This is a genomic window from Kribbella koreensis (assembly GCF_039525325.1).
Classification (GTDB): Bacteria; Actinomycetota; Actinomycetes; order Propionibacteriales; family Kribbellaceae; genus Kribbella; species Kribbella koreensis.
The window spans coordinates 159,922-175,011 of sequence record NZ_BAAAHK010000001.1 but is presented as its reverse complement, the minus strand read 5'-3'; the positions used below and the strand labels follow the sequence as shown (position 1 = coordinate 175,011).

At 67.2% G+C, this 15,090-nt stretch carries 15 protein-coding genes; 11 read left to right on the top strand and 4 right to left on the bottom strand.

From position 1 onward, the window contains the following. Positions 1–7 precede the first annotated feature (7 nt). Positions 8–1,117: a PQQ-dependent sugar dehydrogenase gene (locus ABD116_RS00885; protein WP_343963701.1), complete on the bottom strand. Its 1,110-nt coding sequence runs from the start codon at positions 1,115–1,117 to the stop codon at positions 8–10. A 103-nt stretch (positions 1,118–1,220) separates the two neighbouring features. Here ABD116_RS00885 and ABD116_RS00880 point away from each other — a divergent pair, with 103 nt between their 5' ends. The 4 genes from ABD116_RS00880 (at position 1,221) to ABD116_RS00865 (ending at position 3,501) form a co-directional block, all read left to right on the top strand. Then, complete coding sequence (locus ABD116_RS00880; protein WP_343963699.1) at positions 1,221–1,694, top strand: hypothetical protein; 474 nt, start codon at positions 1,221–1,223, stop codon at positions 1,692–1,694. A gap of 64 nt (positions 1,695–1,758) precedes the next feature. After that, entirely contained in the window at positions 1,759–2,490 is a 732-nt protein-coding gene (locus tag ABD116_RS00875) for a peptide deformylase (RefSeq protein WP_343963697.1), read from the top strand. A 76-nt stretch (positions 2,491–2,566) separates the two neighbouring features. Then, a complete protein-coding gene (locus ABD116_RS00870; RefSeq protein WP_343963695.1) occupies positions 2,567–2,950 on the top strand; it encodes a hypothetical protein in 384 nt (127 codons plus the stop codon). Continuing rightward, a complete protein-coding gene (locus ABD116_RS00865) occupies positions 2,947–3,501 on the top strand; it encodes a hypothetical protein (protein WP_343963693.1) in 555 nt (184 codons plus the stop codon). The genes ABD116_RS00870 and ABD116_RS00865 overlap by 4 nt, the downstream gene beginning before the upstream one ends. Positions 3,502–3,569: 68 nt before the next feature. On the opposite strand, the gene ABD116_RS00860 is transcribed toward ABD116_RS00865, so the two are convergent. Both ABD116_RS00860 and ABD116_RS00855 read right to left on the bottom strand, forming a co-directional pair. Further along, complete coding sequence (locus tag ABD116_RS00860) at positions 3,570–4,859, bottom strand: class I SAM-dependent methyltransferase (protein ID WP_343963691.1); 1,290 nt, start codon at positions 4,857–4,859, stop codon at positions 3,570–3,572. Then, positions 4,856–6,235 carry an FAD-binding oxidoreductase gene (locus ABD116_RS00855; protein WP_343963689.1) on the bottom strand — a complete coding sequence of 460 codons (1,380 nt, stop codon included), beginning with the start codon at positions 6,233–6,235 and terminating at the stop codon, positions 4,856–4,858. The genes ABD116_RS00860 and ABD116_RS00855 overlap by 4 nt, the downstream gene beginning before the upstream one ends. Before the next feature lie 214 nt (positions 6,236–6,449). Here ABD116_RS00855 and ABD116_RS00850 point away from each other — a divergent pair, with 214 nt between their 5' ends. The 3 genes from ABD116_RS00850 (at position 6,450) to ABD116_RS00840 (ending at position 8,834) form a co-directional block, all read left to right on the top strand. After that, positions 6,450–7,379 carry a 2-hydroxyacid dehydrogenase gene (locus ABD116_RS00850; RefSeq protein ID WP_343963687.1) on the top strand — a complete coding sequence of 310 codons (930 nt, stop codon included), beginning with the start codon at positions 6,450–6,452 and terminating at the stop codon, positions 7,377–7,379. Between the two features lie 79 nt (positions 7,380–7,458). Then, positions 7,459–8,550 carry a WD40/YVTN/BNR-like repeat-containing protein gene (locus ABD116_RS00845; protein WP_343963685.1) on the top strand — a complete coding sequence of 364 codons (1,092 nt, stop codon included), beginning with the start codon at positions 7,459–7,461 and terminating at the stop codon, positions 8,548–8,550. Then, complete coding sequence (locus ABD116_RS00840) at positions 8,550–8,834, top strand: ubiquitin-like small modifier protein 1 (protein ID WP_343963683.1); 285 nt, start codon at positions 8,550–8,552, stop codon at positions 8,832–8,834. Before ABD116_RS00845 ends, ABD116_RS00840 begins: the two co-directional genes overlap by 1 nt. Positions 8,835–8,878: 44 nt before the next feature. Here ABD116_RS00840 and ABD116_RS00835 read toward each other — a convergent pair whose 3' ends face one another. Beyond that, the gene (locus ABD116_RS00835; RefSeq protein WP_343963681.1) at positions 8,879–9,406 is read right to left on the bottom strand and encodes a CHAP domain-containing protein; all 528 of its coding nucleotides are present in this window, start codon (positions 9,404–9,406) and stop codon (positions 8,879–8,881) included. A gap of 258 nt (positions 9,407–9,664) precedes the next feature. Here ABD116_RS00835 and ilvD point away from each other — a divergent pair, with 258 nt between their 5' ends. From ilvD to ilvC, 4 genes are all read left to right on the top strand, one after another. Further along, a complete protein-coding gene (gene ilvD, locus ABD116_RS00830) occupies positions 9,665–11,350 on the top strand; it encodes a dihydroxy-acid dehydratase (RefSeq protein ID WP_343963679.1) in 1,686 nt (561 codons plus the stop codon). Positions 11,351–11,588: 238 nt separating this feature from the next. After that, on the top strand, positions 11,589–13,337 hold the full coding sequence (locus ABD116_RS00825; protein WP_343963677.1) for an acetolactate synthase large subunit: 1,749 nt from the start codon (positions 11,589–11,591) through the stop codon (positions 13,335–13,337). Further along, the gene (gene ilvN / locus ABD116_RS00820) at positions 13,338–14,000 is read left to right on the top strand and encodes an acetolactate synthase small subunit (RefSeq protein WP_425552032.1); all 663 of its coding nucleotides are present in this window, start codon (positions 13,338–13,340) and stop codon (positions 13,998–14,000) included. A 54-nt stretch (positions 14,001–14,054) separates the two neighbouring features. Next, positions 14,055–15,074 carry a ketol-acid reductoisomerase gene (gene ilvC, locus ABD116_RS00815; RefSeq protein WP_343964223.1) on the top strand — a complete coding sequence of 340 codons (1,020 nt, stop codon included), beginning with the start codon at positions 14,055–14,057 and terminating at the stop codon, positions 15,072–15,074. Positions 15,075–15,090: the final 16 nt, after the last annotated feature.

Sequence of the window (15,090 nt, the reverse complement as noted above, 5' to 3'; positions counted from 1 at the left end):
GTTCTGCTCACTGGGTGACCGTCACCCGCAGGATCCGATCGTCACCCGGCTTGGCATCCCCGCGGCCATCGGTGTTGGAGGTGGTGAGCCAGAGGGAGCCGTCGCGGGCTGCTTCGACTGTGCGCAGGCGGCCGTACTTGCCGGTGAAGAACGCGACCGGGTCGCCCGTGCGCTTGCCGTCGGCAACGGGGATCGCCCAGAGGCGCTCACCCCGGAGGCTCGCCATGAAGATGTGGCCCTGGGCGAAGGCGATCCCGCTGGGGGAGGCGTCCTTCGTCGGCCACTGGGCGATCGGATCGACCATGCCATCCAGGTTGCTGACACCTTCGGCGGCCGGCCACCCGTAGTTCGACCCGGGCGTGATCGCGTTCAACTCGTCCCAGGTGTCCTGCCCGAACTCCGCGGCATACAACTGCGATCCGCCGAACGCGAGTCCCTGCACGTTGCGGTGCCCCTTGGAGATCCACAACCGTCCGCCCGGGTTCCCCGGCGCAGGCTTGCCATCAGTGGTGATCCGCAGAATCTTGCCGCCGAGCGAGTCATCGCTCTGCGAGTTCGGCCGATCCGCTCCGTCGCCCGTCCCGGCGTACAGGAACCCGTCCGGCCCGAACCGCAACCGCCCACCGTTGTGGATCGCCGCCTGCGGAATCCCCTCCAGAATCACCGTCGGCTCACTGATCCCACCGTTGCTGTACGTCAGCCGAGCGATCCGATTGTCATCCCCGCTGGAGTAGTACACGTAAATGTAGGGCCGCTTCGGATACCCCGGATCCACCGCAATCCCCAGCAACCCACCCTCAGACGACGGATCAACCCCCTCCACCGTCCCCACCTCACTGACCTGCCCCGACCCCGTAACCCGCTTGATCCGCCCCGAATCCCGCTCAGTCACCAACGCACTGCTGTCCGGCAAGAACGCCAACCCCCAAGGCACCTCCACCCCAGTAGCCACCACCCCCACCACCGCCAGCGTCACGGCCTTCCCAGTCGCCGTCCCGGTAGGCCCATTAGGCGAGGCAGTAGACAACGACGGCCGCGCATCCCCACCCCCGTCCGCGCAGCCCGCAACCACCCCAGCCACCAGAACCGCCACCAAACCCCAGCGACCCTTACCCATGCCCACCACCCATCCCTAACCCATCCCCAGGCCCCCAAGGTATCGACCACTCCAACGCCACAAACTCCAGGACGTTATGCACGCCCCCTCGTAGACTCCTACCGTGCCCGACCTGGATTCCCTGAGAACCACGTTGCTCACTGCAACGGGCCTGACCCCGGACCTCACCACGGACGTCGGCCGCTGGCAGCTCTACCGAACTGCCGCCGAGGACACCGCAAACCACGCAACCCTCCTCCAAGCCGCCACCGCCGAGCCCGACCGCACCTTGGCCGCGGCCCTCGTAGTCCACATGCTCTCCCTCACCCCGACGGCTGATCACCCCACCTGGCTGGCGACGTTGGCCTCCTCAGAACGCGCGTACGCGAGCCAGCGCAGTACGGAGTACGGACTCCTCCGCACGCCGCCGTCCTGCGCCACCCTCGCTCAGGACCTCGACAACTACACGAACTGGCTCCAACGTCGCCTTGCGGAATCCCTCACCGACCCAACTTCGCTCCTGGAACTAGCTGCTCACGCCCGCGCCAAACGCACCCGCCACATCGCGAGAACCAGGGCGAGAGCCCTTCTGGACTGAAATACACCGCCGAGCCGGGATCTGATCCAATAGATGTCCGAGCGAATCGACAGCGGAGGGCTATGTGAGTATCACCAGGCGTACGTTGCTCGCCGGTACCGCGGCCCTGCCGCTCGCCGCAGCTACCCAGACAGCCTCAGGAGTTGGCCGCCCGCCTATGAACGACATCAAGGATCAGATCACGAAGCTGGTGGAGGAGCATCGCGACGGTGTTGCCCCGATCGTGTCTCTGGGGGATCCCGTACTACGCCAGGCCGCCGAGCCCTTCGACGGCCAGGTCGACGACAAGGTACTGACCGAGTTCATCGCCCTGATGCGCCGCACCATGCTGGCAGCACCCGGCGTGGGCCTGGCCGCCCCGCAGATCGGCGTACCGGTCCGGATCGCAGTACTCGAAGACCCCGCCACCGTCTCCGAAGAGGTAGCCGAAGCCCGCCACCGCTACCCCTTGGAGTTCTTCGCCACCATCAACCCGTCGTACCAGCCCCACGGCCACAAACGCCGAGGCTTCTACGAAGGCTGCCTCAGCATGCCCGGCTACACCGGCGTAGTAAACCGCCCGTACGCCGTAGCCGCCACCTACACAGACCCCGACGGCACCCTCCACCACAAGCCCTTCGAAGGTTGGCAAGCCCGTATCGTCCAACACGAAACCGACCACCTCCACGGCACCGTCTACGTAGACAAACTGGAAACCCGCTCCCTCTCCACCACCGACAACTACCTAGAACACTGGAACGACCCAATCCCGACCCGAGCAGCCCAAACCCTCCGCTTCCGCCTCGACCAGGGCTGACGGACTCCTTGCAATGGCGACTCCACTACGGGGCGAGTTGGCGGTACTGATTTACCTGGGCTGGTACGACGGTCCCGTGGAGGGTGTACTCCGTGGTGGCGGAGAGCCAAGTTGCTGGTACTTCAAGCTCTTCGCGGAGCGCTGGGAGACCAATCTGCCGGATGACCGACTCTTCGCGCTGCGGCGCCTGTCCGACGCAGACAGCTTGATCTTGGGAACCGAGTTCGGATTCGGCGATATGCAGAACTGGATCGAGATCGAAGCCCAAGCGACACCCGACGCCCGTCGCATCATCGACAACCTGGGATTCGCGCCGCGGGCGCATCCTGATCTGATTCTGCGAACTTCAGACTTCGTGACCGCGTCAGACGTCTGGTCGGTCACGCCCGCTGATCGCTACGGCGCCGGTGGTTTGCAGGCCAAGCAGCAGCGCCGGTCTGCGCTGGACGGTGCCGAGTGAGTTCGCGCTTTGAGTACGAGTTTCAGAAGTTGATGGAACACGAGCAGGTTGCCGACCCTCAGGTGTTCAGTCAGGTTGGGGATTTCGATGAGGTGCCGATCTACTCGCGGTACAGCCAACTGGGTTTCCTGGACGGGTTGTCGTTCGCTGAGAAGAACCGAGAGCTCATCCTGGCGGCGGTACGGCAGATGGACCGAATCCATCAGCATTTCGGTGGGCCGGTACCGGCTGGATCCACAATCCTGAGGATGGTGGCCGTTTCCAGCTGGGCGGTCGAGGACGAGCAGAGCTGGCAATGGCGGTGTGGCGACGGTACGACGGAGTTCGTTGCGCCGTACCTCTGGCTCTGCGACCTCAGCCATCCGAATCTGGCCAACTTCAGAGTCCATCGGCCGCGATCGCGGCAGGCGGCGATCGTCGCAGAGGTTGTCGATAGCGCCCGGTACCAGGTTTTCGAGGACCGGCCACCTGAGTACATGCCGGACTGCCCCGTTCGCGTCTACGTGACCCGAACCGAGCAACTCCCTCTGCTGCCGATCGCCGAAGACTGAGGTGATGCGGCTCAGCCTCTGCCCGTTGGTTTCGGCAGAAGCTGAGCCGGTCGGTCGGGCGCGGTGACTTAGCTGCCCCAGGTAGGGCGGAGGGGGAAGTGGGCGTTTGCCTGGTCGTCCAGTTTTACGGCTAGTACTTGGTGGAGTTGGGTGTTGTTGCGTTCGAAGCCCACCTGGCAAGCCGCTAGGTAGAGGCCCCAGACTTTGGCGGTGGGGTAGCCGACTTCGGCTACGGCTTCGTCCCAGTGAGCTACCAGGTTGTTGGACCAGGCGTTGAGGGTCAGGGCGTAGTGCTCTCGGAGGTTTTCTTCGTGGCGGACTTCGAAGCCGGCGTCTTGGGCGTCGGCGATGATGCGGCCGGAGCCGATCAACTCGCCGTCGGGGAAGATGTAGCGGTCTATGAAGGCGCCGGTGGGGCGGAAGCGGTTGTCTGGGCGGGTGATGGAGTGGTTCAGGAGGCGGCCGCCGGGCTTTAGGTGGTCTAGCAAGAAGCCGAAGTACGACGGGTAGTTGCGGACGCCTATGTGTTCGGTGAGGCCGATTGAGGAGATGGCGTCGAAGTTGGTTTCGGTGACGTCTCGGTAGTCGGAGAAGCGGACTTCGGCCAGGTCCTCGAGGCCTTCTCGTTTGATGGCGGCTTGGGCCCACTCGGCTTGGGCGGCGGAGAGGGTTACGCCTAGGGTCTTCACGCCGTACTCGCGGGCTGCGTGGCGGACCATGCCGCCCCAGCCGCAACCTACGTCCAGGAGTCGTTGGCCTGGTTTGAGGTCCAGCTTGCGGGCTACCAGGTCGTACTTTTCGAACTGGGCTTCTTCCAGGGTGGCGTCGGCGGTGGGGTAGACGGCGCAGGTGTACGTCATCGAGGGGCCGAGGATGTACTCGTAGAAGGTGTTCGAGACGTCGTAGTGGTGGTGGATCGCGGCCTTGTCGCGGCTCTTCGAGTGGCGGAGGCCCTCGAAGGTGCGGCGCCACTTGGGCAGGTGCTCCTGCGGTGGCGGGGGCGGCGGTTTGAGGTGGCTCCAGCCGAGGCCGCGGACGATGCGGAGCGCCTCCGACGGGGTCGGGCGCTCGAAGTGGACCTGGTTGAGCATCATCTTCATCAGGTCGTACGGGTTGCCCGGATGGATGCCCTCGATCTCCAGATCGCCTTGTACGTAGGCGCGAACGAGTCCGAGGTCACCGGGAGCCGTCAGCACATACGACAGGCCGCGCTCGGTGGCCAGGTGCATGTGGATCGGGGAGTCCTCGGGGCCGGTCGCGCTGCCGTCGTACGCGGTGAAGCGGAACGGGAGTCCGTCCGGTGCCACCGCCGTGAGCGCTCCTGCGATCGAAACCTGCGTCGGGATCGTTGCCGTCATCGGCGCGTCACCGCCTTCTCGTAGAGCCCGGTGAGCCGGGCGTCGGGGTCGTAGCGTTCTTTCACCAGCGTGAGGGCCGGTACGTTGTAGAGCCGGTCGAAGGTCTCTCGGTCGTAGTACGCGTCGGAGTACAAGGACTTGTGGCCGTCGAACTCGGCGACGGCCGCCTCGATCCGACGGTTCACGTCGCCGTCAGCGGCACCCGGGGCGATCGCGACGGTGCCCCAGAAGCCCACGTTGACGTAGGTCTCGGCTGGCTCGAGCGGATACAGCGGCCAGGACGACGAGCCGCGCAGGCGCAGCGGGCACAGCCAGACCGGTCGCATCCCCACCTCGGCGTCGAACCAGCGCAGGAAGCCGGCTAGTCGCGACGCCGGGATCTCGACGTCCTGGACGACCCGCTCGCGGTCGGGGTTGCCGCGCTGGCGATTGATGCGGGCGGCAACTTGGTGGCGGTTCTCGAGGCCGATGATCTTGTGGTAGACGTCGCTGCGCCGCAGCCGGCGTGGCCAGATCCGCCGGATATAAGGGTTCTGCGCGCCGAACGCCGCCGAGCACCAGAACCAGTCGGTGTCCCAGCGCCACAGGTAGTCGTGAGCGGTCAGCGCATCGGTCGACCGTTGCTGGATCGACCGGTAGAAGATCTGCTGGCCGGTGTAGTCACTCACCTGTACGGCGGTGTCGCTGTTTCGCCCCAGCGTCAGGTACGCCTCGTCGGGGCTGAACGCGACGCCGTCGATGAAGTCCACCGGCTGGCCCGCATACGTGCCGTCGGCAACGATCGAATCGATGGCCGGGCCGAGCTCGTCCAGGCCGAGCCGGACGTGCCGCAGAGCGACGTACGGCGAGATGCGGTCGAGCTCGATCCGCAGGCGCGTCGCGTACCCGAGGGAGCCGTAGGAGTTGGGAAAGGTGCGGAACAGGTCGGCGTGCTCGCCGTCCGGGCGCGCGGTGACGATCTCACCGGCGCCGGTGAGGATGTCCATCTCGAGCACCGACTCGTGCGGGAGACCGGCCCGGTACGACGAGGACTCGATGCCGAGACCGGTCACGGCGCCACCGAGCGTGATCGTGCGCAACTGGGGGACCACCATCGGCACCAGGCCATGGGGGAGGGTCGCGGCGACCAGGTCCTCGTAGGTGCACATGCCCTGGACGTCGGCGGTGCGGCCGGCCGGATCGACCGAGATCACCCCGGTCAGCCCGGAGACGTCGAGGCCAGGTGTCTCCAGCGTCGTTCTGGGCCTGAACAGGTTGGAGCTGCGCTTTGCGAGGCGGACCGGAGCTCCCGCCGGGATGCGCTGGTAGGACGACCGCAGCCGCCCTACGGCCTGATCGTGATCGAGAGTCGAGGCCAGATCCGATGTCGTAGGCACCTGTTCAGAGTACGACTCCAAAACGTCCTCGGCACGGAATTCTCAGTGCACCCGCGGTACACCGAGAGTGCACTTTGGGACCACTCAGTGCAGTGGTCCTGTCTACTAGGAGGAGTGCGGGAGCGGGATGTCGAGACTCGGGCATCGGCTCCGACGTTGCGGGCGGAGGACGAGCCGGTTCGGCTTGTCGGAGGGAGCGAGTAGGTTGCCGGGCATGGGTGAATTGGTGAAGGCGTTGCTGCCGTGGGAGGACCCGGACGGGTTCCTCGGAGGGCTGCCTGCGGGCGTCGAAACGCAGTACTACGCCGGTGGCGAGCCGCCGGCGCTGGATGCTGTCGAGTTCTACGTGCCGAGCTACATGGGCTCGTCCGAGGTGATCGAGGTCGTCGCCGCGATGCCTGCGCTGAAGGTCATCCAGACCCAGACGGCGGGATTCGAGAACCTGCTGCCGCATCTGCGCGACGGCGTCACCTTGTGCAACGCGCGGGGCGTGCACGACGCGTCGACGGCTGAGCTGGCGGTCGGGCTGATCCTGGCGTCGTACCGGCGGTTGGCGCGGGCGGTGAGGAACCAGGAGCACGGCGAGTGGCCGTCGTCGTATCAGGAGCTGGACGACTCGCTCGCCGATCGGACGGTGCTGATCCTCGGCTACGGCTCGATCGGAGAGGCGCTGGAGCGGCGGCTGGACGGGTTCGAGTGCGACATCACCCGGGTCGCGCGACGGGGCCGCGAGGGGGTCCACCCGATCACGGATCTGCCCGAGCTGCTGCCGCGTGCGGACGTCGTGGTGCTGCTGACGCCGGCGACCGACGAGACGCGTGGGATGGTCGACGCCAAGTTCCTCGCGCAGCTCAAGGACGGGGCTCTGCTGGTCAACGTCGCTCGCGGCGTCGTGGTCGACACGGACGCGTTGCTCGCCGAGCTGGCCACCGAGCGGATCAGTGCCGCCGTCGACGTGACCGATCCCGAGCCGTTGCCCGCCGGACACCCGCTCTGGTCGGCGCCGAACATCCTGATCAACCCTCATCGTGGAGGCGCTTCGACGGCCTTCGCGCCACGCGTCGCCCGGCTCGTACGCGCTCAACTCGAGCGGTACGTCACCGGCGTACCGCTGATCAACGTCGTCGCGGGGCCGCCGCGCTGACCTGAACCGTTGCGCGGCTGCCACCGCCGCGCTGACCGACCGCGCGGGCCGCCGCGCAGACCGATGGAGATGGACGACGATGTCCGAGACCGTACTGCTGATCGGTACCAAGAAGGGCCTGTGGATCGGCCGCAGCGACACCGAGCGCCGCAAGTGGACGCTCGACGGGCCGATGTTCGAGATGCAAGGGATCTACTCGGTCGGCATCGACACGCGCGGCGATCGGCCGCGGCTCTTCGCGGGCGGCACCAGCGAGCACTGGGGACCAGCCGTTTTCCACTCCGATGACCTCGGGCAGAGCTGGGACGAGCCGCCGGAGGGGTCGATCGGGTTCCCGGCGGGCGAGGACGCGTCGCTCGAGCGCGTCTGGCAGATCCAGCCGGCGCCGGGGGACCAACCGGGAGTCGTGTACGCCGGTGCGCAACCGTCCTCGTTGTGGAGGTCGACCGACGGCGGCGTCCGGTTCGAGCTGGTGCGCGGGCTCTGGGATCACCCGCATCGCAAGGACTGGGGCGCCGGGTTCGGCGGTCAGGCGATTCATACCGTGCTGCCGCATCCGACCGATCCACAACGGATGAGCGTCGCGATGTCGACGGGCGGGGTCTACCAGACCGCGGACGGCGGCGAGTCGTGGGAGCCGGCGAATCACGGGATCAAGGCGTACTTCATGCCTGACCCGGATCCGGAGTTCGGTCAGTGTGTGCACAAGCTTGCGGGGCATCCCGACGTACCGGAGCGGTTGTTCGCACAGAACCATCACGGGGTCTATCGCTCCGACGACGGTGGCGCGATCTGGAAGTCGATCGCGGACGGGCTGCCGTCGGACTTCGGCTTCCCGATCGTGGTGCATCCGCACGAGCCGTCGACCGTCTACGTCTTCCCGTTGATTGCCGACGGCAACCGGATCCCGACGGATGCGAAATGCCGGGTCTATCGCTCCCGCGATGCCGGCTCGACGTGGGAGGCGCTCACGAACGGTCTGCCTGACGTCCCGTCCTATGCACCGGTACTACGAGACGCACTGTGCGTCGATCAGGCGGACCCGGCCGGGGTTTACGTCGGTACGCGCGACGGCTGCGTCTACGCGAGTGCCGATGCGGGGGACTCGTGGATCGAGGTGGCGCGTCATCTCCCCGACGTACTGACCGTGCGCGCGGCGGTGGTGAGCTGATGTCCGTCGCGGTCAAACTCCCGACGGTTCTGAGACCGTTCGCCGGGGGAGCGGAACGGGTGGAGGTCGACGTCTCCGGCGAGCCGACCGTCGCCTCGGTCTTCGCCGCGCTGGAGGCCGAGCACCCCGCTCTACGCCGCCGCCTGACCGACGACCAAGGTGCTCTACGCCGTCACGTCAACGTCTTCCTCGGCAACGACAACATCCGCGACCTCAACGCCCTCGACACCTTACTGTCAGATGGCGACGAACTCCTCATCCTCCCCAGCGTCGCCGGCGGCTGAGTGTTCGGGCGGCCATCCAGGCACGTTGGATGGCTGCCGGTGGACTACTGCGCGGCTACCCAGCCATAGATGTTGCCGGGGCGGCCGGCTGCTTTGGCGTGGGTCGGGTCGAAGGGGCCGAACTTTCGGACCGCGTTGCTGGCGTTGCCTTCGACGGTGGTGATCTTGCCGTTGCCGACCGCAACTACTACGCCGGTGTGCACGCTGGTGTCGGTGTTCTGCGGGCCGGTGCCGTAGAGCACGATGTCGCCGGGCTGCATGCCGGTGTTGGTGGAGTGGGCCCGGCCTTTGCCTTGGCCCCAGGTGTAGATGTCGCCGGTGAAGCCGTAGTTGGGGATGTTGATGCCTGCCTGCCGCCAGGTCCAGGTGGCGAAGTGCGCGCACCAGGCCTCGCATGGACCGTACGGGGTGCAGTTGCTGCCGGGCGGTGTCTCGCCCTGCCCGAGCTCACCGTTGGCGGCGTCGACGATCGCCGTACGGGTGTCGACGGCAGGTGCGGCCGCAGCCGTTACGGCGCCGGTGGACAGCAAGGTGCTGGTCAGCAGAAGCACCGGAGCTAGCTTGAAAAGCATGGAAACTCCTTCACGGTCGGTAGTGGACAGCTGCCACTCTGTGACATAGCTACCAATCTTCGCAACCCTTGGTAATTCATTTACTACGGAATGTGGGCTTTACGCCAAGCCGCAAACCCGGCGCTGTCGTACACCGGAGTGCGCTGGGCGTACGCCGGAGGCGTGGCCGGCTTCGCGATGGCGGTTGCCAAGCAGATGGGGTAGTACTGGGGAGGGGGTCGGGAGTCTTGTTCGGGGTTCGCTCTTACAGTGAGCGGTATGTCGAACACGCCTGATATCAAGCCGCGGAGTCGTACGGTCACCGATGGGCTGGAGGCGACGGCCTCGCGGGGGATGTTGCGGGCTGTTGGGATGGGTGACGACGACTGGGTCAAGCCGCAGATCGGCGTCGCCTCGAGCTGGAACGAGATCACCCCCTGCAACCTGTCGCTCGACCGGCTCGCCAAGGCGGTCAAGGACGGCGTGCACGCGGCGCAGGGGTATCCGCTCGAGTTCGGCACGATCAGCGTGTCCGACGGGATCTCGATGGGCCATGTCGGCATGCACTATTCGCTGGTCAGCCGCGAGATCATCGCCGACTCGGTCGAGACGGTGATGGAGGCCGAGCGGCTGGATGGATCGGTACTGCTGGCCGGCTGTGACAAGTCGCTGCCGGGCATGCTGATGGCGGCCGCCCGGCTCGATCTGGCGTCAGTCTTCCTGTACGCCGGATCGATCATGCCCGGCAAGCTCGGCGACAAGGACGTCACGATCATCGACGCCTTCGAGGCGGTCGGCGCGTGTGTGCGTGGTCTGATCACGAGGGACGAGGTCGACGCCGTCGAGCGCGCGATCTGCCCGGGCGAGGGCGCCTGCGGTGGCATGTACACCGCCAACACGATGGCCTCCGCGGCCGAGGCGCTCGGCATGTCGCTGCCCGGCTCGGCAGCGCCGCCCGCCGTCGACCGACGCCGGGACGGCTTCGCCCGCAGGTCCGGCGAGGCGGTCGTCAATCTGCTCAGTAAAGGGATCACCGCACGGCAGATCCTCACCAAAGAGGCGTTCGAGAACGCGATCGCCGTCGTGATGGCGCTCGGCGGTTCGACCAACGCCGTACTTCACCTGCTCGCGATCGCCCGCGAGGCCGAGGTCGACCTCACCCTCGACGACTTCAACCGGGTCGGCGACAAGGTCCCGCACCTCGGCGACCTCAAGCCGTTCGGCCGCTACGTGATGACCGATGTCGACCGCGTCGGCGGCATCCCGGTCGTCATGCGCGCGCTGCTCGACGCCGGCCTGCTGCACGGCGACTGCCTGACCGTGACCGGCAAGACGATGGCCGAGAACCTCGCCGACATCGCCCCGCCGGACGTCGACGGCACGATCATCCGCGCGCTGGACAAGCCGATCCACGGCACCGGCGGGATCACCATCCTCAAGGGCAGCCTGGCCCCGGACGGCGCCGTGGTGAAGAGCGCCGGCTTCGACGAGGACGTCTTCGAAGGCGCTGCGCGCGTGTTCGACGGCGAGCGCGGCGCGATGGACGCGGTGGAAGACGGAACGCTCAAGGCCGGCGACGTCGTGGTGATCCGCTACGAGGGCCCGAAGGGCGGCCCGGGGATGCGCGAGATGCTCGCCGTCACCGGCGCCATCAAGGGGGCCGGTCTCGGCAAGGACGTACTCCTGCTGACCGACGGACGGTTCTCCGGCGGTACGACGGGACTCTGCGTCGGCCACGTCGCGCCCGAGGCGGTCGACGGCGGCCCGATCGCGTTCGTCCGCGACGGCGACCGGATCACCCTGGACGTCAAGAACCGGACCCTCGACCTGCACGTCGAGCCCGAAGAACTCGAGAAACGCCGCCAGGGCTGGACCCCGAAAGAGCCCGCGATCACCAGGGGCGTGCTCGGGAAGTACCGGCGTCTGGTCACCTCCGCCTCCCAGGGGGCTGTCTGCATCTCCTAAACTGGCTTAAACGTAAGACACGCATCTCATCCACTGAGATGGATGAGTGCCAGGCTTGACCGGATCGAGAGGAGTCGGCGAAGGTGACTGCATGCGATCGATTCTTCTCGTACTTGTGCGGCGCGCCGACTGACGCGACCTTCGAGTCGAGCGCGCCCCCTTCAGCCCACCCGGCGGAGGGGGCGTTTTCTTTTGTCTGGCAGTAGCAAAGCAGCAGTGACGACCAAGGGAAGGCACCATGAGTGAGCAGCTGACCGGGGCACAGGCTCTGATCCGCGCACTGGAACATGCCGGTGTGGACACCGTCTTCGGCATCCCGGGTGGCGCGATCCTCCCGGCGTACGACCCGATGCTCGACTCGACCCAGATCCGCCACATCCTGGTACGTCACGAGCAGGGCGCCGGCCACGCGGCCCAGGGCTACGCCTCGGCGACCGGCAAGACCGGCGTCTGCATGGCGACCTCCGGCCCGGGCGCGACCAACCTGGTGACGCCGATCGCCGACGCGTACATGGACTCGGTGCCGATGGTCGCGATCACCGGCCAGGTGGCCAGCGCCGCGATCGGCACGGACGCCTTCCAGGAGGCGGACATCCGCGGCATCACGATGCCGATCACCAAGCACAACTTCCTGGTCAACGACCCGAACGAGATCGCCAGTACGATCGCCGAGGCCTTCCACATCGCGAGCACCGGCCGTCCCGGCCCGGTCCTGGTCGACGTGACCAAGGACGCCATGCAGGCGATGGTCGACTTCCGCTGGCCGACCGAGCTGTCGCTGCCCGGCTACCGCCCGGTGACCCGCCCGCACCCCAAGCAGGTGCGCGAGGCGGCCCGCCTGATCGCCGCCGCCGAGAAGCCGGTCCTGTACGTCGGCGGAGGCGTGATCCGTGCCAAGGCACACGCCGAGCTGAAGGAACTGGCCGAGCAGCACGGCATCCCCGTCGTCACCACGCTGATGGCCCGGGGCGCGCTGCCCGACACGCATGAGCTGCACTTCGGCATGCCCGGCATGCACGGTTCGGTCTCCGCCGTCGGCGCGCTGCAGCGGTCCGACCTGCTGATCTGTCTGGGCGCCCGCTTCGACGACCGGGTGACCGGCAAGCTCAGCTCGTTCGCGCCCGAGGCCAAGGTGATCCACGCGGACATCGACCCGGCCGAGATCGGCAAGAACCGGCATGCCGACGTGCCGATCGTGGGTGACTGCAAGGAGGTCGTCGTCGATCTGATCGCGGCGCTGAACAGCGAGATCGCGAGCAACGGCAAGACCCCCGACTACTCGACCTGGCGCGCGCAGCTCGAGGCGGTCCGGGCGAAGTACCCGGTCGGTTTCGACGAGCCGGAGGACGGCAGCCTGTCACCGCAGTACGTGATCCAGCGGATCGGCCAGATCGCCGGACCGGACGCGATCTACACCAGCGGCGTCGGCCAGCACCAGATGTGGGCCGCGCACTACCTGCCGTTCGAGAAGCCGATGCACTGGCTGAACTCGGGTGGTCTCGGCACGATGGGGTACTCCGTGCCCGCCGCGATGGGCGCCAAGGTGGCCCGGCCGGACAAGACCGTCTGGGCGATCGACGGCGACGGCTGCTTCCAGATGACGAACCAGGAGCTCGTCACCTGCGCGCTGGAGGGGATCCCGATCAAGGTCGCGGTGATCAACAACCAGTCGCTGGGCATGGTCCGGCAGTGGCAGACGCTGTTCTACGACAAGCGCTACTCCAACACCGACCTGCACTCGGCCCGGATCCCGGACTTCGCCAAGCTGGCCGAGGCGATGGGCGGCGTCGGGCTGCGCTGCTCCGACAAGGAGTCGGTCGACGCCACCATCGACAAGGCGATGTCGGTCACCGACCAGCCGGTCGTCGTCGACTTCGTCGTGCACCGCGACGCGATGGTCTGGCCGATGGTCGCGGCCGGCAGCAGCAACGACGACATCCAGTTCGCCCGCGACCTGGCCCCGCAGTGGGACGGGGAGGAGCTGTAAATGTCCAAGCACACGTTGTCGATCCTGGTGGAGAACAAGCACGGTGTTCTCGCCCGCGTCGCCGCGCTGATCTCGCGCCGCGGATTCAACATCGACTCACTCGCGGTTGGCCCGACCGAGCACCCCGAGGTTTCCCGTATGACCATCGCGGTCAGCGTGGACGAGCAGCCTTTGGAGCAGATCACCAAGCAGCTGAACAAGCTGATCAACGTGATCAAGATCGTCGAACTCGAGCCGACCGCCACCGTGCAGCGTGAACTGCTGCTGGTGAAGGTCAAGGCGGACACCCTCAGCCGCGGGCAGGTCCTGGAGACCGTCCAGCTGTTCCGTGCGAAAGTGGTGGACGTCGCTCCGGACGCGATCACCATCGAGGCCACCGGTAACCCCGAGAAGCTCGAAGCCATGCTCCGGGTGCTGGAACCCTTCGGCGTCCGTGAGCTGGTCCAGTCCGGCATGGTCGCGATCGGCCGGGGCAGCCGCTCCATCTCCGACCGCACGCTGCGCCCGGTCCCGGTGCCGCCACCACACGTGGCGTCCGGATCCCCGACGCTGCAGGCCCGCCCGGCCGGTACTGCGAACAGCGCGCCGGCCCCGGCCAACCCGACCCACCCGGTGCCGCACCCGCCGCCCGGGCATCGTCCCGCTCCCGCCCGCCAGGCCTGAGCTGTAAACCTCATCACAAGAAATCAAGGAGACGAGCTCCAAGTGGCAGCAGAAATGTTCTATGACGACAACGCCGACCTGTCGGTGATCCAGGGCCGCAACGTGGCCGTGCTCGGCTTCGGCAGCCAGGGCCACGCCCACGCGCTGTCGCTGCGCGACTCCGGCGTCGACGTCCGGGTCGGCCTGCCGGAGGGCTCGAAGAGCCGCGCCAAGGCCGAGGCCCAGGGCCTGCGGGTGCTCACCCCGTTCGAGGCGTGCGAGGAGGCCGACGTGATCGTCGTGCTCGCCCCGGACCCGGCGCAGCGGTCGCTGTACAAGGAGGCCATCGAGCCGAACCTGGTCGACGGCGACGCGCTGGTCTTCGGGCACGGCTTCAACATCCGGTTCGGCTACATCAAGCCCCCGGCCGGCGTCGACGTCTTCATGGTCGCGCCGAAGGGCCCGGGACACCTGGTCCGTCGTGAGTTCTCCGAGGGCCGCGGCGTACCGGTGCTCGTCGCCGTCGAGCAGGACGCGTCCGGCAAGGCCTGGGACCTCGCGCTGTCCTACGCCAAGGGCATCGGCGGCCTCCGCGCCGGCGGGATCAAGACCACCTTCACCGAGGAGACCGAGACCGACCTGTTCGGTGAGCAGGCGGTCCTCTGCGGTGGCGTCTCGCAGCTGATCCAGTCCGGCTTCGAGGTGCTGACCGAGGCCGGCTACCAGCCCGAGGTCGCGTACTTCGAGTGCCTGCACGAGCTCAAGCTGATCGTCGACCTGATCTACGAAGGCGGCATCGCCAAGCAGCGCTGGTCGGTCTCCGACACCGCCGAGTACGGCGACTACGTCTCCGGCCCGCGGATCATCGACGCGTCGGTGAAGCAGCGGATGAAGGAGGTCCTCGGCGACATCACCGACGGCACCTTCGCGGCCCGCTTCATCGCCGACCAGGACGCCGGCGCGCCGGAGTTCGCCGAGTTCCGCAAGAAGAGCGCCGAGCACCCGATCGAGGCGGTCGGCAAGGAGCTGCGCGGTCTGATGGCGTGGGTCAAGTCGCACGACGACGACTACGTCGAGGGCAGCGCCGCTCGCTGACCCGCTTTGGCTGTAC